Source organism: Marinihelvus fidelis (assembly GCF_008725655.1).
GTDB lineage: Bacteria > Pseudomonadota > Gammaproteobacteria > Xanthomonadales > SZUA-36 > Marinihelvus > Marinihelvus fidelis.
Genome location: NZ_VYXP01000001.1, coordinates 239,558 through 264,226, shown reverse-complemented (window position 1 = coordinate 264,226; position 24,669 = coordinate 239,558). Strand labels below are relative to the sequence as shown.

Below are 24,669 nucleotides of genomic sequence, written 5' to 3'. Positions count from 1 at the left end.
TCGACCCAGGGAAATTCACGGTGCGATGGTTGCAGGATAGCAGTTACGCCGGACAGAACTAACGGGTCGCTTCCGCCACGTAGGCGGCCAGGGCCTCGATTTCGGTCTCGGTCAGCAGGGCGTCGAACGCGGGCATCGCGCCGACGCCCTGCTCGACTGCCAGGCGCACCCGGTCGGCGCCGGGTTTCAGGACATCCAGGTTGGGGCCGGTGACCCCTGCACTGCCGGCATCGGCCAGGGTATGGCAGGCGCCGCAGGCGGGCTGGGCCCGGTCCAGGTAGACCGCCCTGCCTTCGCGCGCCAGCGGGGACAGTGGCGTGTCCACCGCAGCGGTAGGCGTGGCTACGGCGTTTTGGTGTACAGATTCCCCGGGTTCTGGTTCGGCGGCCGCCGGTAACGTGTTCACCACGTTGACGGTCAGCGCGGCATCGCGCCAGCCGTTGTGTCCATAGCCGCGGTGGTTGGGCGTGGCGTCCGCGGGCTGGGTGTCTCCCTGACGGTCGGTGGCCCGTGACACGAACCGGTATTCACCCGCGGCCAGTTCGACCGGCAGGACAAAACTCCGCCACGCATTGGGGCCCAGGTCGGGGCCCACGAAGTCCGCCTCTCGCCAGGTCTGGCCCTCATCGGCCGAGACCTCGACCCGGCTGACGCCGCGCTCACCGGAGAAGGCGACGCCATAGAGCATCGCCTTGCCGGCCACCACCGGTCCGCCGTCACCCCCGGGGCCGTTCAGCCAGGATTTCACGTTCATCCGCCACATTGACGGGTGTTGCGGCCCGCCGGATTCCCCCACCTCGCGGACGCGGTAACCGGAGACCTGTATCTTGGCGCCCGACTCGGCCGCCGTGGGCGCCAGGCGCCTGACCCATTTCACGTTGTTGACGCCGTAGTAGCCGGGCACGATCAGCCGCAGCGGCCCGCCATGCACCAGCGGTAACGGCTCACCGTTCATTTCCCAGGCCAAAAGGCAGTCGTCCATTCCCTTGTCCAGCGGAATGGAGCGTTCGACCACCACCTGGTCGGCATCGACACCCTCCGGCAGGTCTTCGGCGCCGGTGGCGGTCAGGTACTGCGCCTCTTCGAGCGCACCGCCAAAGTGTTCCAGCACGTCAGCGACACGAACCCCGGTCCACAGCGCGCAACCCGCCGCGCCCAGGCTCCACGGCGAACCCGACGGCCGGTGCGGGAAGAACGCGCGGCCATTGCCGGAACATTGCAACACGCTGGCCACCACCCGCGTCGGCAGGGCTTTCAGTTCCGCCAGCGTCAGGCTGCCGGGACGGGCCACGCCGCTGACCTCGAAGCGCCAGCCGTCGCGGTTGGCGATGATGGATTCCGGTGGTGTCGGCAGGTTGTTGCGCACGAAAAACGCCGACTGCGGCGTGATGGGTGCGATGCCGTACGCGGCGCGCCGGGTTTCCAGCGCCCACGGCCGGTCGTTGTGCAGGATGAACCAGTCCGCCAGCTTGCCCGTCGGCATGGGGCGGACCGACGGCGTGGCACTGGCCAATAGTGCCAGCGGCTTCAGTGCCGTGCCCACGCCGGCCAGCGCCATGGCCTGGAGCAGGGTTCGACGGTGCAGAACGCTCATCACTCGATCTCCAGTCACTGTCGGCCCTAGAACCAGGGCTGCCGACTGGTCTCGGCCTGCGCGATGGCCAGGTCTCGCAGCCGCTCGGCATCTTCAAAACGCATCCAGAAGACCGTCATTGAATGGGACGCCAGGTGGATAACCAGGTGGGCCAGCCCACGGCGGGCCTGCAAGGGTGTCTGCACCAGGTCGACCCGCTGGACCTTGCTGAGCGGAAACCAGGTACTGCTGGAGCCGATAAAGCCACGGCGTGTTACCGCGTGGTCACCGACTACCGCCCAGCCCGCCTGTTTCCAGCAGCGCCAGGTGATGGCAATGACCAGCGTGGCGATCACGCACCACACGACCAGGAACGCCGGGTGCACCAGCAAGGCGGCGGTGACCATGCCCAGCGTTATCGGCGCCAGCACAAAGCCGGCATTCACCAGCATGAAGGCGCGTCCATCAACTCCCGTTAATCGTGGGGCCCCGGCATCGCAGCCGGGCAAAAACTTCGCGGTCAGGTCCGTCGCCTCGCCGGGCCGTAATGACGGCACCTGGAAGGCACGCTGGCCCGGGGCACCGGGCTGGATCTCCGCACCGGCCGCCGTGCCGGCACTGGCCTGGCGCAACTGCAGGTTGAAGCGCGCGAACAACAGGCCCACGGCGCTCTGTTTCCAGGTCACTGCCTGGATCTTGTGGGTTCGAACCGAGTTGTCGTGGCGGCTGAGCAGGCCGCTGGCGCAACGGAAGCGGTCGCCATCCACGCTCAGGGTAAAGCCGTCATAGCGAAACAGCGCGCCGATGACCGAAATCAGCGGCAGCACCATCACGGCCAGCAGGAACGCCAGCGAGGCCGCCAGGCCCAGCAGCCAGGGTCCGCCGGTCTGCCTGAGCGCGTCCGCGATGCCCGCCAGGTCCAGCCGCGCGCCCACCCAGGCCAGCAGGTTCTCCGCCGTGTCGCCGGAGCCCATGACGGTGGCAAACGCGACCGCCACCCAGATCATGAAATTCGCAGTCAGGCCGGCGATGACAACGTCCTGCCGGCTCAGCCGAAGCAGGACCTGGCCGCGCACGTGCTCGCGCCCGTCGTCGGCTTCAACTGTACCCCCGTGCTCGCCATCATGGCCTTCCGCCGCCAGCACCAGGCGCTGGCGCATCTGCCGCGCCGGTTCCAGGGCGATACCTGGCAGGCGGATCTCCTTGCCACTGCTGCCGGCGGTATCAATACCGACAGCGGCCATGCCAAACGGGCGCATGTAGAACGGCTCATGCACCGCCACGTTCTGGATGCGGTCGAAGGCGACTTTCAGCGTCTCGCGATGCAGCACGCCCTTGCGGACCTCGATGCGCCCCGGCTGCTCGCGATAACCAAAGCGCAGGTAGCTGAGCACCGACCAGGCGGCGCCGGCCAGTACGACCAGCACGCCAAGGCCCAGCACCCAGGCGAGATCGAGCCGCTCGGAATTGAAGGCGCTGGCCACCAGCACCGCGAAGGCGGGCAATGCCTGGATGAATCCGTGCCGGACCATGACCACCAGGAAGTCCAGCGCGGCCAGTGGCGAGACCCGCTTCCAGTCATCACCGCCCGCTTGCGGCACGTCGGTTTCAGCCATGTCCGCTACGCGCCAGGACCGTTTCCCGCAGTCGCTCGGCATCAGCGGCCAGCAGGCCTTCGATCTGCAGGTCGACACTGGAGCCGCCGGCGGTAAAGAACTTCAGCGTGGCCAGCCCGAACCGGCGCTGCAGCGGCCCGTGGGTCACCTCCGCATGCTGCACCCGGTCAAATGGCAGCACGGTGGTCTTGCGCCAGAACAGGCCGGTGCGGAACACGACATCATGCGCCCTGAGCGCATAACCTTTGCGGCGGAACCGTACCACGGCCAGTACCGTCAGCAGTCCGCCCAGCAACAGGGCCGCGGCCGGCAAGGCGAGCAGTGCCACCCTGACCGGCGAAGGAATCGCCACGATGGCCTGCGGCACGAGGGACAGCAGCAGGAAAACCGTCACCACGATGGCCGACTGGACGAGAATCTCGCGGCGATGCTCGGGCGGCAGCGGGTGCAGGTCGAGTGCGGCCGCACGCGGCAGCCTGTCGGTGTCAAGTTGCGGGTTGGTAAATGTCATGTGAGCCATCGATGCCTGTTGTGCGCAAACTATACGCCATTGCCCCGTACTTGAAGGTGCCCCGGCGCAAAGGGGTATCATGAATACCCGTTCAATCGTGGGGGGAGCACGCATGAACCGACGCAGCTGGGCCCTGGCCGTGATGGCCTGCGCACTGGCGCCGATCGCGCAGGCGCAGAATGACCCGATGGCGGCCGTGGCCGAACAGGCTGCCGTCCTGGAATCCGCGCCGACCCTGTCGCAGGGCGCCCACGATTTCGATGCCGGGGCCATGGCCGACGGCGCCTTCGTCTGGGTCCAGGCTGAAGCCGATGGCTTCTATACCCTCAGCCTGTCCCAGCCCGGCGCGCTTGTCCTGGTCAGTTTTCCCAACGCCGATGGCCGCTATGACGGCCGCACCAAGCCGGACCGGCTGGCTTCGGCTGCCCACCTGGACACGGCCCCGGAACTCGGGCCGCTGCTGCTGTCAACCGGCCACCCTTACCTGCTCAGCGTCAGTTCGAAAACGGGCGCGGCGACGTTGACCGTGGCGAAGACCGCGGATGCCCCGGACTTGAGCGAAGCGCCCGAAGCCGGCGCCACCCTTACCGATGGCGACCTATACTTTGAACTCACCTCCACCCTTGAACTGACGCTGCCGGCGAGCCCGTCGGCGCGCAAGGTGGAGGTGATCGCCGAGACCCGCGCCCGGCCGGACATTCGCCTGGACGGCGTGCCGGTCCCCCCCGGTGGGCGCTACCCGCTGGTCACCGACTCGGCGCTGAAATTGCGCCTGCAGCCCCCGGCCGGCGACGCGCCGCCACCCCGTGTCCTGGTTCGACTGGGCCCCGCACCGGACGGCCTCGACGAAACCGAGCCCAACGAGAAAACCGCCAACCCGCTCACCCCGGGCCAGCCGTTCCGGGGCATGCTGCTGCAGAATGACGATGACCTGCTGTCCTTCAGCCTGGACAGCCCCGCCGACCTGGCGCTGGCCATCGACCTGCCGGCACCCGACGCCCGCCTGGACGTGGAACTGCGCCGCGTGGAGGGCAGCGCGGCGACATCGCTGTGGTCGCGCGCGCCGGCGCGCGGCGGCCTGGCATCGACCCCGCTGTCACTCGCCGCGGGAAACTATGAACTGCTGCTGGAGCGCCGTGATAACGCCGCCACGGCCGCGGCTTACACGCTGTCGCTCACGCCGGGCCAGGCCGCCCGGCCGAACCAGGAGGCCGAACCCAACGACAGCCTGGCCGCTGCCCAGCCACTGACCGACGCGCTGCGCGTGTCCGGCAGTGCCGCCGCCGATGACATCGACGTCTATTCCTTCGTCGTGCCCGACGACAAGCCCGAGCATTTGTGGCGCGTGTTCACCGTGGACGCGGACCGGGTCCAGCTTACCGGCGCCGACGGCCCGGTCGCCGACGTGCGCGCCACGGGCCGGCGCTCCACCGCCGACGCCCTGGCGCTGGTGCCCGGCGAGTATTTCGCCACGGTGCGTGCCGGGGGTGACTACCTGCTCCGGGTCATGGACCTGGGCCCCCGACCATCGGACTTCGAAGGCGAACCCAACAACGACGCCAATGACGGCCAGCGACTGGTCTTTGGCAGTGGCGTGCGCGGCGGTTTCCACAGCAAGGGCGACATCGACTATTACCTGTTCCGCCTGGATGGCGAAACCGCCATCGAACTCGACATCCGCCCGCCGGAAGGCGGCGGCATGGACGCCAAGCTCTTCCAGGGCAGAACCCAGGTGGGCGCGCGGGTCATCTTCGAGGACGGCGAAGGCGCCTATACCTTCCGCTCCCTGCTGCCGGCCGGCGACTGGGCACTGGCGCTGCGCAGCCTGGAAGAAGCGATCCAGGACACCTACGAGGTCAACATCAAGCGCCTGCCGGCCCTGGCCAGCAACGAGCCGGACGACCTGCCGCGGCAGGCCACCAAGCTGCCACGTGACGGCGACCTCGCGGGCACCGTGGGCGGCTTCGACCCGGCCGACCAGGTGTTTGTCCCGCTGCCGGCAGGTGAAGGCCAGGCCGCCCTGCTCTGCGCCACGCCGCCGGGCTCGCGGCCGGCACGGCAGCGCCTGTATCACTGGTCCGACGACAGCAAGGTCGCCGACCTGCGCGAGGGCATCGCCCTGTTCGACTATGCGCCCGAGCTGGGCGGCGCGGTGCGGCTGGGCCTGGACGGCGGCGAGAGCGCCGTGGACTACGCCTGTTCATTGCGTTTCCCGCCTGGTACGGCGGCACCGGACGGCACGCCGCTGAGCGCGGATGAGAATGGCGTGATGACCCTGGCCCCGGGCCAGACCGGCCGTGTGACCCTCCCCGCCGAGGGCGATGACCCCGTACTGGCCCTGGATCTTGAGCCCGGGCAATTCGGGTTCGCCAGTTGCCGCCAGCCCGGCGCCGAGGCCCTGGACCCATCGTCGCGGGTCTGGGTCCTGGAGGATGTTCGCGAGCCACTGCGTGAAACCCTTGGCGACCTGAAACCACTGATCGCAGGGGAAGCGCCAAGGCTGCGGCTGAGCCGCAGCTATGCGCAGCGCCTCGAGGGTGGCGAACTGCCGATGAATATCGACTGCACACTGTACACGCCGGCCGAACTGCCGCGCCCCGCCGACATGGGCCCGGCCGCCGAGTTCGTGATCTTCGAGACCACCACCGGTGCCGACGGTGAGCCGACGACACAAGCGGGGCCGCCGCCACCCGGCCTGGAAGCCCTGCTGGCGGCAGAGCCCCCGGAGCGCCAGCCCGAGGGGGACCTGCCCGTCACGCTGGCCATTGCCGAACCGCCGACACTGGCGGGCTTCAGCGATGCCGGACAGCAGTTCACGGCTTCTGTCAGCGTGGCCAATGACTCGCCCGAGCGCCAGTCGCTCGATATCGGTTTTTCAGTGCCCGGCGATGGCTGGCAGATCGAGCCGGCCAGCCGCACGGCTGAACTGGCGCCAGGCAGCAAGGCTGAAATCACGGCCCACGTGACGGCGCCCCCCTGGATCAGCCCGGCGCAGCGCCCGCAACTGGTGGTCACCGCCAGCGCCGGCAGCGCATTCGCCGCCGATGCCGTGGCCATACCCGTGCTGGCCACGAGTCTACCGCTCGACCCGGTCACGTACTGGCACGCACCGGACGCGCTACGTGGCGGCCTGAACGTGTTGCACCACGGCCTGGGCGCACGCATCACCCACTGGGGCGACGAGGCCGCCGACGACAATGTCCAGGCCCGCGAAGCCGCGCTCCACGATGGCCTGGCGCCACACACCGGCAGCGTCAACCTGCCGCCCGACGTGGCCTTCAAACTCGCCGTGCCCGCTGAAATCGCCGGCGTGATGGTGCAGTTACGCAGCACCGTGGACGCGTCGCGCTGGCCAACCGCCATCGAGGTGCACGCCCCGGACGGCGCCGATGGCTGGCGCCGTGTCGCGTTGGCCGCCCTGCGCTCCAACCACGCGCCGCAGTACCTGGTGTTCGACCAACCGGTCACCGTCGATCGGTTGAGATTCACGTTCCCGAATGAAAACGGCAACAACCAGCAGGTCTATATCCAGGACCTGCAGGCGATTGTCACGCCCGGCACCCACCCGCAGGGCCTGGCCCCCATCAACATCGCGGACCCGGACCTGGGCGGACACGTGGTCTGGGCGAACTCGAATTTTGGCGGCAGCTGGAACAGTGAACTGCTGGTGGCGCGGCCGGAGCGCTCCAACAGTGGCTGGCCCAATCCGCGCAAGACCCGTACCGCGACCGCCACCCTGGCCTTTCACCAGGACCGCGCCGCCCGGGTGCAGTCCATCCACTGGCTGGGTGATGAGAAAGACCAGCTGCGCATTGCCGCCGCCCGTGTCGATGCCAGCCTGGAAGGCCCCAATGGCCCCTGGCGCTCACTCGGCACACTGGAGGCGCCGGCGACCGGTGATCTGCAGAGCACGCTCACGCTGCCATCACCGGCCTGGGCGCGCTACCTGCGGCTGACCTTCGACCTGCCGGAAACCGGCAGCCCGGTGGGCCCCGATGGCATCCGGGTCATCGAGGCGCCCGGCCACTCGGTGCTGGGCCTGTGGGAAGACGACCAGCCCAGGGCCGCGTACGAGGCCATGCATGACCTGGCCCCGGACGCGGCCGTCGAACCCATCGGCGGCCCCAGCCGCGATGCCGCCGTGGCGTTGCCGATGGGGCAAACGGTCGCGTCATCCGCGGTCATCGAGCGCAACGAGGACTGGTGGTCATTCGAGGTGCCGGCCGGGCAGGTGCACGGCTTGCAGCTGTCGTTCGAGCGCGAGCGCCCGGAAGTGGTCGCCGAGCTGTCGACCAGCGCCGGCGATTCCGTTGCCCTGGAACAGAGCGGCGCGGCCAACGAACTCCAGGCCGTGCTGCAACCGGGGAGCTACCACCTGCGTGTCTACGAACCACCCCGGTCGGTGGTGATCACCTGGGACACGTCAGGCAGCGTCGCCCACTACATTCCACGGACCCTTGCGGCCGTGCGCACCTGGGGGCGCTCGCTGCAGCCCGGCCGGGACGCGCTGCAGCTGCTGCCTTTCGGCACCGAGGGCTTCCTGCTTGAAGACTGGGCCGAGACGCCGGAGGCCCTGGAGCCCGCGCTGAGGGAACTGCCGGAAAGCCAGTCCAGCGATTCCGAGACCGCCCTGGTCATCGCTGCGAAGGGCCTGCAGGAGCGCCAGGGCGCGCGTGGCATCGTCGTCATGACGGATGCCGAAACCAGTATGCGCAGCGAACTCTGGCCGGAATTGCTGAAGACCATGCCGCGCGTCGTGGCACTCTCGGTGGATTCCGACAGCCGCGCCAACGCGGCGGTGATGATGGACTGGGCCAACATTAACGGCGGCCGTTTCCAGCGCGTCATCGGCCCACTGGGCCTGGCCGACGGCATGGACATGGCCAACGCCCTGTTCCGTGCGCCCAAGCCCTACGCCATGACGGCGACGCTGGAAGAACTGGTTGAGCCCGAAGGCGAGGCCGAACTGACCATCCAGGCCGTGGCCGGCGCGCCGGCCACCGGCGCAGTCGAACTGATCCTGGATGCCTCAGGCTCCATGCTGCAGCAGATGGAAGGCCGGCGGCGCATCGACATTGCCCACGAGGCGCTGACGAAGCTGGTGACCGACACGCTGCCGGAAGGCACGCCGTTCGCGTTCCGCGCCTTCGGCCTGGAGGAAGACGCCTGCCTGACCGAGCTGAAGATTCCGCTGGCGCCGCTGGACCGTGACGCCGCGGCCCGCGTGATCGGCGCGGTACCGGCCATCAACCTGGCCAAAACGGCCATTGCCGACAGCCTGCGCGCCGCCGGCAACGACCTGGCCGAGGCCTCTGAACCGCGCGTGGTGGTGCTGGTCACCGACGGCGAGGAGACCTGCGACGGCGACCCCGAAGCCGCCATCGAGGAACTCCGCCAGGCCGGACTGGACGCGCGCGTGAACATCGTCGGTTTCGCCATCGACGATGCCGCGCTGGCCGAGACCTTCGCCGGCTGGGCCGACGCCGGGGGCGGCAGCTACTTCGACGCCAGCGGCGCCGAGGCCCTGCAGGGCGCCATCGGCGATGCGCTGAAACCGCGCTTCGATATCATCCGCACCTACCTGGACGGCCGCCAGGAAACCGTCGGCCGCGCCACCCTGGGAGAAACCATCACGGTTCCGGCCGGGCGCCTGACGCTGGCGCCGGGCTCGGCCGCCACCGGCGATGCCGTCACCCTGCAGGTGGCGCCGCAGGCACAGCTGACGCTGGACTACGCGCCGGGACAGGGCCTGTCACTTTTGGAGCAAGCTGATGAGTGAATTCGAGCAGGTGTCGCTGTTTTTCCAGATTGTCAGCGTCGGCAATGGCACCATGGCCAACTACATGACGCTGGTGTTTGGCATGCTGGTCACCAGCTACCTGGCCGCGCACCGAATCGACCGGGTCATGATGTGGATCGCCCTGGTCATCTACTCGATGTTCGCGCTGGGGTTTTGCAACGAGATCTACCAGGTCTACAGCGACTTTTCCCGGCTCGGCATCGTGCTGGCCGAACGGGGCCAGCTTCCACAGTCCGGCCTTGGCTGGTTTGGCCCCGTGGCGACCTCGGCGGACGCGTTGCCCGTCATCCCCTGGATGGTCCTGGCAATGACCTTGTTGGCTTACGTTGGCTCCGTGGCGTTCTTTTTCCGCGCTCGTCGCTCAGCGTGGGGTGATTAGCCAGGCCTCGCGAACAGCGTCGCAGGCGCCATCCAGCCCGCCTTCCATGGGCTCGGAATCCAGCAGGGTCAGATCGTGACTCGCGTCGTAGTGGCTGGCGACTTCGCTCTTGTCGATGGAAAACGGCGGCCCCGCTTTCAGTGACTGGTCGTAGACATAAGTGACCAGGAGCTGCGGTGCCGACGGCGCCAGTTCCAGCAGGCGGCGCGTGTACCGGGTGCGCATCTCAGCGGGCAACGCGACCAGCGCGGCGCGATCATAGACCGCGTCGACCGGCCCAGCCGACCCGGCAGACAAATCGAAAATATCCCCGACAAAGATATCCAGGCCTTTCGCGCTGAACCGTTCCATGGCCCCTTCAGCGGACCGCGCCGGCGCCACGCCAAGATCTGCGAATAGTTGCTCAACCGCGTCCCGCACCAGTTCGACACCGGCAACACGATAGCCCTGCGCCAACAGCCAGGCGATATCCCGGGTCTTGCCGCAGAGTGGTACGAAGACTCGGTCGCCGGCCGACAGTCCCAGCGAGTCGACGTGACGGACCAGGAACGCATTCGCCTCCTCGTTGTGGAAGGCGATGTTGTTGCTGGCCCAGCGCTCGATCCAGAAATCAGCGTCCATCGTCCCGGGCCTGGCTCAGTTTTTCAGCACGAAGGTCACCCGTGTGGGCGGCTTCTGCGGCACGGGAATCGGTGCGAACGGCCGCAGCATGGCCTGCGGCACGATCGAGCCCTCGATCAACTCGTTGGACGCGCGGATTACCAGCACCAGGCCCTTCGTCGTCCACAGCGTGGCGGCGCCGTTATCCGGTGCGTTGATCCAGAACGAGGACGGCGCAGGCGGCCTGACCAGGGTGTAGATGCCGCGCGGCCAGGATACATCTGCGGCCTCGGTGATTTTGGAGGCCAGGTAGCCGTCGACCAGCTCCAGCTTCAGGCCGAAATGCACGTCGATGGCCTTGCTGTCGAGCTGGCCCTTGCCATCGGCGTCCATCGTGAACACCCAACGGTCATACTCGGTATCCATGCCGATCTTTGCGGTGACCTGGCTGCCGATGCTGCGGCGGTGCTGAGAGCCGTCGTAGACGTGAAACCCCTCACTGGACTCGGTCTCGAACTTCAGCGGGCCGACACAGCGGTCGAAGGCTTCGCGGGTGATAAAGCCCAGGTCCTCCAGCAGCGCCAGCTTGACGTAGAACGCCGCGTTGCCGCCGCCGATATTGTCACTGCCCGACTGCCGCAGCGCCTGGCAGGCCATGTCGTCGGGTGTGCCACTCTCCAGCCCTTCGAACAAGTGCGCGGCCAGCGCCCACGAGGTGCTTTCGGCGATGTCGTCGCTGGCCTTGGTGGCGCCGTAGTCCGACATGAAGCCGCCCGCCAGCAGGTTGCCTTTCTCCGGCCCCCACCCCCTGGCCATGCCGTTGGCGACGAAAGTCTCGTGCAGGCGGGTCCACTCGCCCTCCTTCATGCCCGCGCCCAGGCGGTGGGTCTTGACGACGTTGGCAGCGAACGCCGTGGCGTCGGCATCCCAGGCATCGGCATCCGGCGCCGAGCCGAAGACGCTGACATTGCGCTGTGAATCCAGCAGGTGGTGCGCCGCGTGCGCGGCCTCGTGCAGCAGCGACTGGATGACGGCGGCCTGGTTCTTGGCCGCCAGGTCGTCAATCTGCTCGTCGGACATCGACCGGCCGTAGACCGTTTTCAGGTACTCGGGCAACAGGTTCCGCACCGAGGCGGTATTCGGCAACGCGCTGATGTAAATCAGGTCACCCGGCGACTCGTAGGTCCAGCCCATGGTCGCGCCGGACTGCCCGGCATGCTGCACGAAAGCCACGCGCTCGACGGCATGGCAGAGCAGTTCCGGCGCCATCGCGAAGGCCTTTTTGACCAGTTCGTGATAGATGTCCGAGTCGTGGACCACCAGGCTGGCGTACTGCTCGCGCACCTGGTCGCCGTCATCCCGGCCCAGCACCTCCGGCTCGCAGTCCGCGGCGGCGCACGCCAGCGCCGGGGCAAGCACGGTCGCTGCCAACAGCAGCAGGGCCTGTCGAATCCGGGTCATCATTGGCAGCTCATGTACTGCATCGCGCAGCCCCCCATGCAACTCATCATCGACTGGTAGGCCGGGCTGTTCACCGTGGCCAGCAGGTCGGCCTGGGACGCCGTCTCCAGTGCCTTCGAGGTTTGCTGGAACAGCTCGAACTCCTCGCAACTGCAGCTGCAATCCCCGGTGGGCTCGGGCAGTTCCGGAATCGGCACGGCGGCTGGTTGCGCCGTTGCCGATTGCGCCGCGGCGGGCTCATTTGCCGCTGGCGGCTCCGGCTCCGGCGCCGGTGGTACGGGCACCGCCTGGTCTTCCCCCACGCGCTGGGCCCAAAGCTGGTTGCGGTTCGCCGCCGGGTTCCAGCCCTGGCCGAAGACCCACGCCGTTCCGGCGGCATCCGCCAGGCCCTCGATGATGACATCGGCGCTGGCGGGCGTAGTCGTCCAGGCGATGTCGCCATCGGCCGACAACCGGGTCACGTGCAGCGCGTCCAGTCCACCCCGGCGCGTGCCGGCCACCAGCAGGCCACCATCGGCCATGGGCAGGAACTGCTCGAAGGTGGCCTGCAAGCGCTCGGCGGCCGGCTCGATTCTCAACTCGCGTTGCACGCGGCCGTCCAGGCCCAGTTCCAGCAGGCGGACGCCGTGTACCGGCGGCTGCAGGTCCCGGTCGGCCGACACGTCAACCAGCATGCTGAAGCCGTTGGCGGTGGGCTGAACGTCATCGTAACCGCTGACCACGTGGTGCTCGATCTGCCGGTCGCCACCGCTGTCCAGCCTGGCCTTGCTCACCAGCGCCATCTGTTCCTCGTTCTGCGCCAACATCACGTTCATCGGCTGGTCTTGCGGGATGGCCAGCGCCCCGCCCCAGGTCAGCTCGCGCTCCAGCGCCGGCGACTCCCAGGCCAGCTGGCCCGAGGCGTCGAAACTGAGCAGGCGAGTTTCCGCGAACACGCGCGCCTCGATGATCCGGCCGCCGACATCGAACTGCTGCACGGCGTCCGCGCTGCTGCCCAGGGCCCGACCGCCCTTGACCAGGTGCATGTTCACCATGACCCCCATGCCACCGCCGGGCATGGCATAACCACCGGCCGGCCCGCTGGCGGCGTTGACCGCGCCCCATTCGGCACGCGCGAGTTCCTGCCCCGTGGCGGCGTACTTGACCACCGAAATCGAGTTGGATTCGTCGCCGCGCGCCGAGCGGGCCGACATCACGATGACAAAGAAATGGCCGTCGTCGGTGGGGAACAGGCCCGGCGCGGCGGAGCCCAGCAAGGGCAGCACCACCGACGAACGGACGCTGCCATCGGCGGCCGACCAGTACTCCAGTACCCTGTCCCCGCCATGGACACTCGGCATCACGGCCACAAAGACGCCGTCTCCGCCGCGCTGCAGCGACAGCGCGTCGAAATAACGCTGGCCCGTCGCCAGGCGATGGTTCTCGACCCGGCCATCGGCGTACAGTTCGGCCAGGTAGACGTTGATCGCCCAGTTTCCTGACGCCCGTTGTTCCATCGACGGCATGGTCTGGTACAGCAACCGGACCCGGTCGGCCGTCGCGTCGACATCGGCAAGAACGGTGGCGTGCATGGCATCGGGCCGGTCAACCCACGGCAGGCTTTCGGCCAGCGCGGCGAGCGGCAGCAGCGATACCAGCAGCCCTATCAGCCGGCAGGCCCGGGTTACGCCCATACGTCGGTGCGTGGCCGGTTCATTTCCGGCACGAGTTGCAAACGTCATCCACTGTCCCCCCATGGTCATCCCTGTTCAGTAACATGGTCGCACAGACGATCACCGCAAGCCGGTATCCGAACAATCCAGACAGGAGCCAGACGATGACCGACACCCAGCACCTGGAGCAATCCATCCACGGCCAGTGCCTGTGCGGCGCGGTCAGCATCACCATAGACCAGCCCAAACCCGAAATCGACGTCTGCCACTGCGCCATGTGCCGGCGCTGGGGCGGCGGCGCCTTCGGTGGCGTCCACGGCAAGGGCTTTACCGTTGAAGGAAAAGGCAACGTGACCGTGTATCGCTCATCAGACTGGGCGGAGCGCGCGTTCTGCCGCACCTGCGGCAGCAACCTGTGGTACCACTTCCTGCCGGCCGACAGCCACAGCTTCCTGTCAGGCCTGTTCGACCTGCCGGCGGAATTCACGATCACCCAGCAGATTTTCGTCGACGAGAAGCCGCACTGGTACGACCTGGCGCAGCAATCGGTCATGAAGACCGGTGCAGAGATCATTGCCGAGGCCGAGGCCGCCGGCTACACCTTCGACTAGCTGGTAAAGAAGTCGAACACGTTGCCCAGGTTGGACGAACGGGTGCGGTAGATCTCGGTGAACGAGCAGCGCGTACAGCTCACTGTCGTGAACCGCTTGTTCTGCACATCAAAGATCTTCGCAAAGTTACCACCGGTGGCGCGAAACTGGTCGGTCTCGAATTCGTCGTGGCTGCATTTCGCGCATTGCCAGTTGTCATGATGCATCGCCTTCCCTCCTCGTGTTGATGCGGACCCATTGTCGGCGAAACGGGCTCGCCGCGTGAGTGCCAGAATACCCGGGTAGCGCCGTAACTTTCCTGCGTCCGCAATGCAGGATATTCCGTGCTAACCTGTTGAAAACACACCACGGAAGGCATCCATGTTTCGATCAGCGCTGGGCACATTCGCCGCGACCATCATTGCGACCGCCTCATACGCGGCCGCGCCCTGGCCGTCTACCGAGGAGGACAGGGCACGAGAGGCCAAAATGGAAGAACTGGCCAAGGACCCTGCCGTCATCGAGGCACAGGTCCAGGCTTCGGCAGAAAACCTGCAATGGCTGGAAGGGCTTTTCTGCAGTGCTCTGGGGCCGGGGAACTCACCTGGCATTCGCCTGGCCGCGCTGAACGCGACCGAACAGATGACCCGCCATACGCCGTTCACCATTCAATGCCCGGCCGTCGCCGACGAGTCAGGACGACAGTCCGTGGCGCGCCAGGCCATGCGCGACGGCTGGGAATCACCCGCCGTACTGGCGAGGGTCTACCAGGATTTCTGCGTGGGTGATGCGGCGGCAGACTGGTGCGACGCAGCGTCCGTGATCGAACAGATGGCCCGGCTCGAACCGGACAACGCCTTCGTCACGCTGTTGCCGCTTCAGGACTCGGCATTGACTGCCAACGCACCCGAAATACCCCACGATATCGCTGAAGCGCGGATCCTCGAAGCCGCCAGCAGGACGCGTTTCGACGACCACAAAACCGCCTTCGCGTACGACGCGTACCGGGTATCGCACGATTACGCGAAACGACACCCCGCTCCCGATTTGCCGCCGGCACTCCAACGTGTCGCCAGGGAAATCGGCTTTACTCCGCCCAAGGATACGGCCATCGCGCCCGCCACCGCGCTGACCACATTCAGCAACATCACCACCAATGGGGGGTGGTCAGTTGTCAGGCGCGTATGCGACGACGCCGTCGCAGGACCGCCAGGGCCACTCATGGACGCCTGCCATGATGTCGCCGAACTGATGGTAGCCTCAAGCACTGAGCTGACACACCAGGCAGGCCGCAGAATGCAGAGCGCGTGGCAGCGGAAGGCCAGGAACCTGAACGAGGAACAGGCCCACGCGGCAAGCAAACAGGACTTTGAATTGCGCACGCTCGTGTCCCGTTGCCAGCAGCCGCGCAACCCGCAGGCCATGGTGTTAAAGCCGGAGGTGTTCGACCCCGAAAGTTTCGTCCAGTTGCTACGGGACTCGCAGGCATACGGAGAACGTGAAGCCTACCGCCTGGCCGCTGAGCGCGAGTACACGGCCCACCCGGACTGGTATGTGATCGACCCCGCGCGTTGTGAGAACGTGTACGCGCTGGATGCAGACACCCGCGCCGACCTGGCGGAGCTGAGCGAACTGGAAGGCTGGGCTGACGCCGTTAAGGCCTTCGCCGACCAGCTCTGAGGTTCGCCCCCACGCCGGGCGCTCTGCTATCATCCCCGCCACTACGCGCCGCGGACGGCCCCTGTCGTCCGCCGGGCGCCTTCCCACCCGAATGAAGTGAGACCCCGATATGACTGCAAAGCTGCTGCGCCTGATCGCCGCATCCCTGCTCCTGTCCATCGCCCTGCCCAGCTGGGCCCAGGACGAAAAGAACGGCGCCGAGGACAAGAAGGAAGAAGAAAAGCCCAAGTCCATCGCCGAACTGACCAAGGACTCGGAAGCCTTCGAAGGACTGTTCACGCTGTACCGCGACACCAAGACCGGCAAGACGCACCTGCTTATCAGCGAGGACCAGCTGGGCAAGGAATACATCTACTGGATGCAGGTGGCCAACGGCGTACTCGACGCCGGCTACTTCAAGGGTGCCTATGGCCCCAGCGGCATTATCGAACTGCGCCGCAACTTCAACACGGTGGAGATCTGGAAGAAGAACACCAACTTCTGGTTCGACCCGGACAATCCGCTGTCGCGGGCGTCCAGCGCCAACATCACCGACGCGCTGGTGGCCGTTCTGGAGATCAGCGGTGAGGACAAGGACGGCGGCCGCGTGCTGACCGACGCCGACAAGCTGTTCGCGTCCGAGGCGCTGGTGCAGGTGACCCCGTCGCCCAACCCGAACCCGGAGGCGGCCAAGGAGCCGAGCTTCAGCCTGGGCAAGCTGGATGAGAAGAAGACCCGCATCCTGAACCTGCGCAGCTACCCGCAGAACACCGACGTGGAAGTCGAGTACGTGTTCAACAACCCGACGCCCGTGGTGCAGGGCTCGCAGGCCGTGACCGATTCGCGCTACATCAGCGTGCGCATGATGCACAGCTTTATCGAGGTGCCGAAAAACGATTTCGTGCCGCGCCGCGATGACCCGCGCGTGGGCTTCTTCAGCGGCCAGGTCACCGACCTGACCTCCAACGCGGCCGCGCCGTTCCGCGACCACGTCAACCGCTGGCACCTGGTGAAGAAAGACCCGTCAGCAGCCATGAGCGAGCCGGTGGAGCCGATCACCTGGTGGATCGAGAACACCACGCCGCTGGAATGGCGCGACCTGATCCGTGATGCCGCGCTGGACTGGAACCGGTCGTTCGAGAAGATCGGCTTCAAGGACGCCATCGTCGTCAAGGTGCAACCAGACGATGCCGACTGGGACGCCGGCGACATCCGCTACAACGTGCTGCGCTGGACCTCGTCACCGAACCCGCCGTTCGGCGGCTACGGCCCCAGCTTCACCAACCCGCGCACCGGCCAGATCATCGGCGCCGACATCATGCTGGAATACTCGTTCATGGGCCGTTTCCTGCGCAGCCGCGGCAAGCTGCAGGACCCCACCGCGGGCCAGGACCTGGCCCTGTGGTCAGCGTTTGAGCCGGAAATGGGCGGACATTACTGCAGCCTTGGCGCCGGCCTGCAGGCGAACACGATGTTCGCCCGCGCCGCCGCCGACAGCCTTTACGGCCTGGACGACGAGCTGGACCAGCGCCTGGTCCACGACACCATGCACTACCTGATCCTGCACGAAATGGGTCACACCCTGGGCATGAACCACAACATGAAGGCCACTCAGCTGCTGACCCCGGACGAGGCCTTCAGCACGGATAACCTCGCTGACGGCCTGCTGGCCGGCTCGATCATGGACTACCCGGCGGTCAACTTCGCGCCCACGCGCGAGCAGCAGGGCCTGTACTACAGCGTGGTCCCCGGCCCCTACGACGACTGGTTCGTCGAGTATGGCTATTCGCAGGCCCTGGACGACCCGGCCGCCGAGGAACAGCGCCTGGAGGCCATCCTGGCCCGCTCGACGGAGCCGCAACTGGCCTTCGGCAACGACGCCGACGACATGCGCTCGCCCGGCGCCGGCATCGACCCCCGGGTCAACATTTACGACATGAGCAGCGATTCCATCGGCTATGCCTCGCAGCAGATGACCCTGTTCCAGGACGCTCTCGACCGCCTGCCGGAAAACTACCCGGCCCAGGGCAAGTCCTACCAGGAGACCGTCGAGGCCGTGACCGTGATGCTGGCCCTGTGGGGCCGCTCCGCGGCGGTGACGTCGCGCTGGATCGGTGGCGTCTATGTTGACCGCGCGATGGTCGGCCAGCCCGGTGCCAGCGCACCGTTCCGGCCGGTCAGCCGTGCCCGCCAGCAGAACGCCATGCAGGTGCTGGCCGAGCAGGTCTTCGCACCGGGCGCCATCCACATCTCGCCCGAGCTGTTGCAGCACACGGCGCCGCGGCGCCGCGGCTTCAACCACTTCGGCCAGACCGAGGATCCGAAGATTCACGACGCCGTGCTGAACATCCAGAAGGGCGTGCTCGACCACCTGTTGAACCCCGTGGTCATGAAGCGCATCACCGACAGCGGCGCCTACGGCAACACGTATTCGCTGGCGGACATGATGGGCGACCTGACCGGCGCCATCTTCAATGCCGACGCCCGTGGTGACATCGACAGCTTCCGCCAGAACCTGCAGGTCGAGTACGTGCAGCGCCTGGCCAAGATGGCCCGTGGCAATGGCGGCCAGCACACCGCGACCTCGGCCGCGGTGTTTGAACTGGAACAGGTGGCCGACCTGCTCGACGGCCGCCGCGGCGGTGACCGCTCCACCCAGGCGCATGTCGCCCACCTGGAGATGATCATCGACCGGGCCCTGTCAGCCGACGTCTGACGCTCAAGCCCTACCGGCGGCCCCGTGGATACCACGGGGTCGCCACTCTCCTACTTGCCCTGTCCGCCGAAAATGTCGATTGCGGCGATAGCAAATTTCCAGCTTGGCGTTATCATGTGGGCCCGGCCTGACGGCCACCAAACCCATGGATAACTGATCGTGGCCAGCTCCACCAGCAAGTCGACTTACCGGTTCCTGTTCGTGTCCTACGACAGCCTGATCGCGGATCTCGTCTACCGCGTCATGCTCGAGGGCCACGAGGTTCGCTACGCCGTTTCCAACCCGGTCGACCGTGAAGTCGGCGCCGGGTTCGTGCCCATGGTCGACGACTGGAAAGAGCACGTCGACTGGGCCGATGTCATCGTTTTCGACGACGTGCTGGGCATGGGCACCGAGGCCCAGAAGTTGCGTGAACAGGGCAAGCACGTGGTGGGCGGCACGCCGTACACCGACATGCTGGAAGATGACCGCTCCTTCGGCCAGGAAGAACTGAAGAAGTACGGCATCTCGATCATCCCGTACCGCCATTTCAACGCCTTCGAAGAGGCCATCGAGTTCGTCCGCGCCAACCCCGGCCGCTACGTGATCAAGCCCTCCGGCGAGGCCCAGAACATGAAGGGCCTGCTGTTTGTCGGCGAGGAGGAGGACGGCTCCGACGTGCTCCAGGTGCTGGAGGACTACCACCAGGCCTGGGCGGAGAAGATTCCGTCGTTCCAGTTGCAGAAACGCGTGGTCGGCGTGGAAGTGGCCGTGGGCGCGTTCTTCAACGGCAAGGAATTCATCTACCCCATCAACGTCAACTTCGAGCACAAGAAACTGTTCCCGGGCGACCTGGGGCCGTCCACCGGCGAGATGGGCACGGCGATGTTCTGGTCCGGCCCCAACCGCATCTTCAACCAGACGCTGAAGAAGCTGGAACCGCGCCTGGCCGAGGAAGGCTATGTCGGCTACATCGACCTGAACTGCATCGTCAGTGGCAACAACATCTACCCGCTGGAGTTCACCGCGCGTTTTGGCTACCCGACCATCTTCATCCAGCAAGAGGGCATGGTCACGCCGATGGGCGAGTTCCTGCAGGGCATTGCCAGTGGCGAGCGCAAATCGTTCCGCACCAAATCCGGCTTCCAGGTGGGCGTGCGCATTGTCGTGCCGCCATTCCCGTTCCAGGATCCCGAGACCTTCCGGGTGAAGTCGAAAGACACGGTGATCCATTTCCGCCGCGGCAAGGAGGGCGTGCACTTCGAGGACGTCAAGCTGATCAATGACGAGTGGGTGATCACCGGCAACTCCGGCGTCATCCTGGTGGTGGTGGGCACCGGCGCGACCATGAAGCAGGCGCAGAAGCAGGCCTATGCCCGGATCAAAAACCTGATCATTCCGCATATGTATTACCGCGTCGACATCGGCGACCGCTGGTTCGAGGACAGCGACCGCCTGCACAGCTGGGGCTATTTGCGCGAACTATGAACAACGTCCGTGAAGAAACATCGATAGAGGCCTGCCGCGACCTGTGGAACGCGTTTTCACCCAACGCGCATGCCTGGGACGACTGGGACCTGATGTATGCCTTCCACGACCAGGAGAACTACGATTTCCACTTCCTGGTGCATTCCACCGATGGTGTCGATGACGGCCTGGTGCCACTGGTGCGCGATAACCGCGACGGCAGCTACGAGCTGTTTGGCGGCAGCTACCCGGACGCCCGCGTGCTGTGGATCCAGCCCGCGCATTTCGGCGATTTCTACGCTGCGTTCCCGGACCGAACCGACCTGTTCGACCTGAAAGGCGCGTTCGTCGAGGAGCTGCTGGCCGCCTGCCCGCAGTTCGAGCCCAACTTCACCGAGGTGGACCAGCGTTACTACCTGGAACCGAAGGCGTTTGACTACGACTTCAACAACCACATCCAGACGTTTTCGTCCGAGAAGCGCAAGGGCTTCCTCTACGACCTGCGCAAGGTGCGCGAGCGCAACCTGGATTTGCGCTGGAGCGAAGACGACGAGACCGATCTGTTCATCAAGCTGGTCAACCGCAACTTCGGCGACGAATCAGACTACGCCAAACCCTCGGGCCAGGCCGAACTGCACCGCGTGATCAGCGACCTGAAGGAATCCGGCTGGCTGCGCACCCTGACCATCGCCGTCGATGGCGAGATGCAGGCGGTATCGATGTCGGCGCATTTTGGCCAGAACTGGATCGCGCTTTACGCGTCCAGCAACAACGACATCAAGAACCTGGGCAAGCTGCTCAACGTCGAAACCATCCAGGAGGCCAGCCGCCGCGGGGTCGACGAGATCAGCTACATGACCGGCATGGCCTGGAAAGCGGCGTGGAAGATGAGCGCCGAGGCCTGCCGGACGATGCGCAAGCCGGCACGCCCGCCGGTCACCCCGGTAGAGGCCACACCCGCCGGCTAGTGACCGCCGGCACCTGTCGGCGCGTCCAGGGTCGCCTGCATCAGGTCGGCCCGCAACAGCATGATCCGGGCCAGCAGCGCGTGCCGGCCATCACGCGTGATGGCCATGCCATGCTCCGGTGGCCTGGCCAGCACCTGCAGGGTCTCCACCTCGCCCGTGTACCAGTCCCAGCGCCGGATTTCATGGTGGCCGGCGGTGACGGCCAGGAAATACGCGCCGTCCGGCCCCAGTGTAAAGCTATGGTGGGTACCCTCACCCAGGGCCACGGTTTCGGGCTCACCGCCCGCCGTCGGCACCCGCAGCAACCGCTTATCCTCCGCGCTGCCCTCGGCCATGTACAGCCAGCGCCCGTCGGGACCCTCACCCAGGAGTTCATGAACGGCCGTTGTCACGACCCGTGGTTCGTGCTCACCGGGCCGTACCGCCCACGTGGCCGGCTGGCCATCGGCGCGATCCATGGAGGCCACGTACAGGGTATGGCCGTCATTCGACCAGGCCAGGTCATAATCCCGGCCCGGTTCGTCGAACACGGGCCGCGGCGGCCCCAGTGGCGCATCCCGAAGGTAGGCCTGCAACCGGCCATCGACCTGGACCTCGTAGGCCAGCGTGCCGTGGGCAGCCGACAGGTCCGGATGCCAGATGTAGCTGCTGCGGTGATCGGTCCATTGTTGCGGGTTCTGGCCCTCGGCATCGACCACCCAGATCTCACGATGACCACTGCGATCGGAAATGAAGGCGATCCGGCCATCCGGCCACACGTAGGGAAAACGCTCTCGCTGGGTGCTGCCGAACAGGCGCCGTTCCTCGCCATTGGCCAGGTCGACGGCCCACACGTCGTTTTCAAACCCCAGCTGGGCGTAGACCAGGCGCCAGGTCGCGCCGCCGTCGACGGCGCGGATTGAAGGCTGGTCGCCGCCCTCGCTACCGGCGACCAGCGGCATCGGCTCACCTTCGCCGCTTGCCGAAACCTGCCACAGGCTCATCCGCGGCCAGCGGCCACTGGCGAACACCACGGAACGACCATCGGGTGTCCAGGCCGGCTCGGTGTTCCAGGCCGTTGCGCCCGGCAATGCGCGTGGCAGAGCCTTCCCAGGCTGCCCAGCGCCAAGATCAATGACCTGTACCTGGCCTCTAAGCGGCCCGGGTGAGCGGGTAAACGCCAACTGTTTGCCATCGGGCGAAAAGGCCGGCGCCAGGTCAATGGTGGCCGGTGGCGGGTCGGTCAGGATGGTTCGGTCACCGCTCTCGATATCGACCAGCGTCAGCCACTGCCGGTAAGGCTGGTCCGTTCCCTCGGTCACGACCAGCGTGCGGCTATCCGGTGACCAGTCCACCGAGGCCTGGATGGTACGGGCGGCGTCCAGGTTCCGGGGCACCCCGAATTCACCCAGCGGGCGTTCGGCGCCACCCAGCGCCGACACCATCACCAGTTGCCGGCGGTCCAGTCCCTGACGGCGAAGAAAAACCAGCCAGTCACCATCGGGGGACCACGCGGGGCTTTCCTCGATCGACGCCGTGTCAGTCAGGCGCAGCACCCCGTCAGCGCCCACCAGGCGCACATACAGGTCGACCTGGTCCTGCCCGCCATCCCAGATGTAGGCCACGTGGCGCCCATCGGGCGACAAGGCGGGGAACCGCTCCACCCCATCGGAGGTGGTCAACAGTTCTGGTACAACGGCCGTTTGCACACCCTTTGGGGTTGCGTTTGACGGGCCCTGCCCCGGACGCGCCAAAACCACCGCCAATACGACAGCAACGACAAACAACGACACCAGCACCCAGGCCAGGGCGGGTTTGTGACTTCTCGCTGAATTCTCCACCGGGGTCTGCGCGGTGGACGCCGGAGCAAGCTGTGCACCTGAAACCGGCTGTTCGTGTACCGTCAGGCTGCGCCGATTCAACCAGCGGTCGATCTCGTGTTCGAAAGCAAAAACGGTCGCGCCGGATTCGTGCACCAGGCGGCGCACCGGGAGGCCCTCTTTCTCCTCCCAGCGTTGCACCGTGCGTACGGTCTTGCCCAGGTAGTTCGCAATTTCCTTCCAGGAACCCAATCGCTTGCGCTCAAACTTCTTTTTTACCGAAGCTGCTGACTCAGTTCCTGGTGGCTTGACTCCCCTCATCCCTGACCCCTTTGGACACGCGGCGGCGCGTGTGAAAGTCGTCCTCAAACCCCAAAATTAGCGCACAACGACGTGCCTGTCATTCAATGTCGTGCCTTGTCAGGTTTTGTCGCATGCACCAAAGCCCCGCCATTGCTAGTTTTTAACTCGCACCATTCGCGAACCGGGCTTACACCCGTCGCCGCATCCAATTCAGCCCAACAAGGGGGACGAAATATCATGAACCGCAAGCGATCAGTCACCGTCAATCTCCAGGTACTCATTACCGCCGCCCTGCTGGGGGCATCCGGCACCGCGCTGGCCAAATCCAACGGCACCCCTGGGGACGTCGCAGAACTGCGCGAAGACGTGGACGCCAACACGGTGGCCATCAGCGAGAACGGCGCGGCCATCGCCGCAAATTCCAGCGCCATTGGCGCTAATCAGTCCGGCATCCTGGCCAATGCAGCCGGCATCGCGACCAACGCGAACGACATCGCCAACAACGCGCAACAGGTGCAGACGCTGTTCCAGGGGCTGGATGAGGTCAACACCCGCGCCATCGACAACACGCACCGGATTGCCGCGGCAGAGAACGAGATCGACCTTAACGCCATTGAACTGGGACGCACCAACGACGACATCGACATCATCGACGGCAAGATCGCCGAGCTGAATGTCCTGCTGCAGTCGGCCGGGGAAATGATGCTGGCACTGGAGGAACGCACCGACCGGATGAACCAGTACAGCCGCGCCACGCGCCGCTGGGTGCGGGCCATGGCGGCGGCGCGCGAGCACGAATCCCGCCTGACCGACACCAACTTCATCTACTCCGCCCTGCTGAACGGCGAAGGACCCGAGCAACTGCCAGGCACCTACTGGGCGTTGTGGATTGAACGCGCCATGGACATCGTCGAGTTCACCCGCTGCCACGTGGATGACGAGGATGGCCTGTACCCGTCCCTGGATCGGGGTGACCTGGACTGCGTGCTCTCCGACGGCACGCCGGTGGCGATGCCGGAAGGTGCGGAGGACGGCGTCATCCTCAGCCGCGAGGAAACCGCGGTCGCGACGCACCACACCGTGGTGACCATGGAGTGGGAGATTGAAAACGCCATGACTGAACTTGAGAACCTGTTCGCGGCCGCCACCGACAAAAACCAGCGCCCCGCCTGCCGGGACTACATGATTCGTTTCTATGACATCTACGGCGCGGCGAAGCCGGACGACAACGACCAGGGCCAGGAGGATTCCTACTGGCAATGCGTATCGTCATACCAGTACTCAGCGGATCAGGTCTACGCCATGAAGGCCACGCTGCAGAACACCCTGCAGGAAAGCATGGACGTCATCACCATTGGCGGCGACGACGGCACAAAGATCCTCGATGAGTGCGAGAAGAGCCTGGTCATTGACGGCGAATACTGGGACAACTGCGCGGCCGAGGAAGCGGCGCTGGTCGACCAGTGGGAGACGATTGAAGTCAAGGGCGAAAAGGACATCGAGAAAACCACCGATTGCCAGACCAAGTTCCACATCTTTGGCTGGGACGGCAACGGCTGCACCCTGAACGACTGGACCAGTATCTTCTGATCCGGG

General features: G+C 66.1%; 16 protein-coding genes. 8 read left to right on the top strand and 8 right to left on the bottom strand.

The window, feature by feature from the left end:
* Positions 1–58: 58 nt before the first annotated feature.
* The 3 genes from F3N42_RS01005 to F3N42_RS00995 are packed head-to-tail and all read right to left on the bottom strand — an operon-like array spanning position 59 to position 3,700.
* A complete protein-coding gene (locus tag F3N42_RS01005) occupies positions 59–1,594 on the bottom strand; it encodes a molybdopterin-dependent oxidoreductase (RefSeq protein ID WP_150862506.1) in 1,536 nt (511 codons plus the stop codon).
* Between the two features lie 26 nt (positions 1,595–1,620).
* The gene (locus tag F3N42_RS01000) at positions 1,621–3,189 is read right to left on the bottom strand and encodes a PH domain-containing protein (protein ID WP_191621149.1); all 1,569 of its coding nucleotides are present in this window, start codon (positions 3,187–3,189) and stop codon (positions 1,621–1,623) included.
* Entirely contained in the window at positions 3,182–3,700 is a 519-nt protein-coding gene (locus F3N42_RS00995) for a PH domain-containing protein (RefSeq protein ID WP_191621148.1), read from the bottom strand. Before F3N42_RS00995 ends, F3N42_RS01000 begins: the two co-directional genes overlap by 8 nt.
* Positions 3,701–3,812: 112 nt before the next feature.
* Between F3N42_RS00995 and F3N42_RS00990 the strand changes: the two genes are divergently transcribed.
* Together F3N42_RS00990 and F3N42_RS00985 are read left to right on the top strand one after the other, a co-directional pair.
* Positions 3,813–9,479: a VWA domain-containing protein gene (locus tag F3N42_RS00990; RefSeq protein ID WP_191621147.1), complete on the top strand. Its 5,667-nt coding sequence runs from the start codon at positions 3,813–3,815 to the stop codon at positions 9,477–9,479.
* On the top strand, positions 9,472–9,879 hold the full coding sequence (locus F3N42_RS00985; protein WP_150862500.1) for a hypothetical protein: 408 nt from the start codon (positions 9,472–9,474) through the stop codon (positions 9,877–9,879). Before F3N42_RS00990 ends, F3N42_RS00985 begins: the two co-directional genes overlap by 8 nt.
* On the opposite strand, the gene tmpT is transcribed toward F3N42_RS00985, so the two are convergent.
* From tmpT to F3N42_RS00970, 3 genes are read right to left on the bottom strand one after another with little or no spacing between them, the layout of a single operon-like run.
* The gene (gene tmpT, locus F3N42_RS00980) at positions 9,862–10,500 is read right to left on the bottom strand and encodes a thiopurine S-methyltransferase (protein ID WP_150862499.1); all 639 of its coding nucleotides are present in this window, start codon (positions 10,498–10,500) and stop codon (positions 9,862–9,864) included. The genes F3N42_RS00985 and tmpT overlap by 18 nt on opposite strands.
* 15 nt (positions 10,501–10,515) lie before the next feature.
* Positions 10,516–11,940, bottom strand: a complete 1,425-nt coding sequence (locus tag F3N42_RS00975; RefSeq protein WP_150862498.1) for a hypothetical protein — start codon at positions 11,938–11,940, stop codon at positions 10,516–10,518.
* The gene (locus F3N42_RS00970; RefSeq protein WP_191621146.1) at positions 11,940–13,661 is read right to left on the bottom strand and encodes a hypothetical protein; all 1,722 of its coding nucleotides are present in this window, start codon (positions 13,659–13,661) and stop codon (positions 11,940–11,942) included. The genes F3N42_RS00975 and F3N42_RS00970 overlap by 1 nt, the downstream gene beginning before the upstream one ends.
* A 95-nt stretch (positions 13,662–13,756) precedes the next feature.
* Between F3N42_RS00970 and F3N42_RS00965 the strand changes: the two genes are divergently transcribed.
* Positions 13,757–14,203 carry a GFA family protein gene (locus tag F3N42_RS00965; RefSeq protein WP_191621145.1) on the top strand — a complete coding sequence of 149 codons (447 nt, stop codon included), beginning with the start codon at positions 13,757–13,759 and terminating at the stop codon, positions 14,201–14,203.
* On the opposite strand, the gene F3N42_RS00960 is transcribed toward F3N42_RS00965, so the two are convergent.
* Entirely contained in the window at positions 14,200–14,409 is a 210-nt protein-coding gene (locus F3N42_RS00960; RefSeq protein ID WP_150862496.1) for a zinc ribbon domain-containing protein, read from the bottom strand. The two genes, F3N42_RS00965 and F3N42_RS00960, sit on opposite strands and share 4 nt — an antisense overlap.
* 154 nt (positions 14,410–14,563) lie before the next feature.
* Here F3N42_RS00960 and F3N42_RS00955 point away from each other — a divergent pair, with 154 nt between their 5' ends.
* From F3N42_RS00955 to F3N42_RS00940, 4 genes are all read left to right on the top strand, one after another.
* Positions 14,564–15,862 carry a hypothetical protein gene (locus F3N42_RS00955; RefSeq protein ID WP_150862495.1) on the top strand — a complete coding sequence of 433 codons (1,299 nt, stop codon included), beginning with the start codon at positions 14,564–14,566 and terminating at the stop codon, positions 15,860–15,862.
* Between the two features lie 109 nt (positions 15,863–15,971).
* Complete coding sequence (locus F3N42_RS00950; protein ID WP_150862494.1) at positions 15,972–18,557, top strand: zinc-dependent metalloprotease; 2,586 nt, start codon at positions 15,972–15,974, stop codon at positions 18,555–18,557.
* Between the two features lie 159 nt (positions 18,558–18,716).
* Entirely contained in the window at positions 18,717–20,024 is a 1,308-nt protein-coding gene (locus F3N42_RS00945; RefSeq protein WP_224784615.1) for a hypothetical protein, read from the top strand.
* Positions 20,021–20,971 carry a GNAT family N-acetyltransferase gene (locus tag F3N42_RS00940; RefSeq protein ID WP_150862493.1) on the top strand — a complete coding sequence of 317 codons (951 nt, stop codon included), beginning with the start codon at positions 20,021–20,023 and terminating at the stop codon, positions 20,969–20,971. Before F3N42_RS00945 ends, F3N42_RS00940 begins: the two co-directional genes overlap by 4 nt.
* On the opposite strand, the gene F3N42_RS00935 is transcribed toward F3N42_RS00940, so the two are convergent.
* On the bottom strand, positions 20,968–23,022 hold the full coding sequence (locus F3N42_RS00935) for a PD40 domain-containing protein (protein WP_191621144.1): 2,055 nt from the start codon (positions 23,020–23,022) through the stop codon (positions 20,968–20,970). The genes F3N42_RS00940 and F3N42_RS00935 overlap by 4 nt on opposite strands.
* 288 nt (positions 23,023–23,310) lie before the next feature.
* On the opposite strand from F3N42_RS00935, the gene F3N42_RS00930 reads away from it, so the two are divergent.
* Entirely contained in the window at positions 23,311–24,663 is a 1,353-nt protein-coding gene (locus tag F3N42_RS00930; protein ID WP_150862491.1) for a hypothetical protein, read from the top strand.
* Positions 24,664–24,669 lie beyond the last annotated feature (6 nt).

Bases quoted from the DNA above. Each gene is read 5' to 3' on its own strand.
- F3N42_RS00940 (WP_150862493.1), top strand. From the start codon at position 20,021: ATGAACAACGTCCGTGAAGAAACATCGATAGAGGCCTGCCGCGACCTG.
- F3N42_RS00995 (WP_191621148.1), bottom strand. From the start codon at position 3,700: ATGACATTTACCAACCCGCAACTTGACACCGACAGGCTGCCGCGTGCG.
- F3N42_RS00975 (WP_150862498.1), bottom strand. From the start codon at position 11,940: ATGACCCGGATTCGACAGGCCCTGCTGCTGTTGGCAGCGACCGTGCTT.
- tmpT (WP_150862499.1), bottom strand. From the start codon at position 10,500: ATGGACGCTGATTTCTGGATCGAGCGCTGGGCCAGCAACAACATCGCC.
- F3N42_RS00955 (WP_150862495.1), top strand. From the start codon at position 14,564: ATGTTTCGATCAGCGCTGGGCACATTCGCCGCGACCATCATTGCGACC.
- F3N42_RS00950 (WP_150862494.1), top strand. From the start codon at position 15,972: ATGACTGCAAAGCTGCTGCGCCTGATCGCCGCATCCCTGCTCCTGTCC.
- F3N42_RS00970 (WP_191621146.1), bottom strand. From the start codon at position 13,661: ATGACGTTTGCAACTCGTGCCGGAAATGAACCGGCCACGCACCGACGT.
- F3N42_RS00930 (WP_150862491.1), top strand. From the start codon at position 23,311: ATGAACCGCAAGCGATCAGTCACCGTCAATCTCCAGGTACTCATTACC.
- F3N42_RS00985 (WP_150862500.1), top strand. From the start codon at position 9,472: ATGAGTGAATTCGAGCAGGTGTCGCTGTTTTTCCAGATTGTCAGCGTC.
- F3N42_RS00960 (WP_150862496.1), bottom strand. From the start codon at position 14,409: ATGCATCATGACAACTGGCAATGCGCGAAATGCAGCCACGACGAATTC.
- F3N42_RS00990 (WP_191621147.1), top strand. From the start codon at position 3,813: ATGAACCGACGCAGCTGGGCCCTGGCCGTGATGGCCTGCGCACTGGCG.
- F3N42_RS01005 (WP_150862506.1), bottom strand. From the start codon at position 1,594: ATGAGCGTTCTGCACCGTCGAACCCTGCTCCAGGCCATGGCGCTGGCC.
- F3N42_RS01000 (WP_191621149.1), bottom strand. From the start codon at position 3,189: ATGGCTGAAACCGACGTGCCGCAAGCGGGCGGTGATGACTGGAAGCGG.
- F3N42_RS00965 (WP_191621145.1), top strand. From the start codon at position 13,757: ATGACCGACACCCAGCACCTGGAGCAATCCATCCACGGCCAGTGCCTG.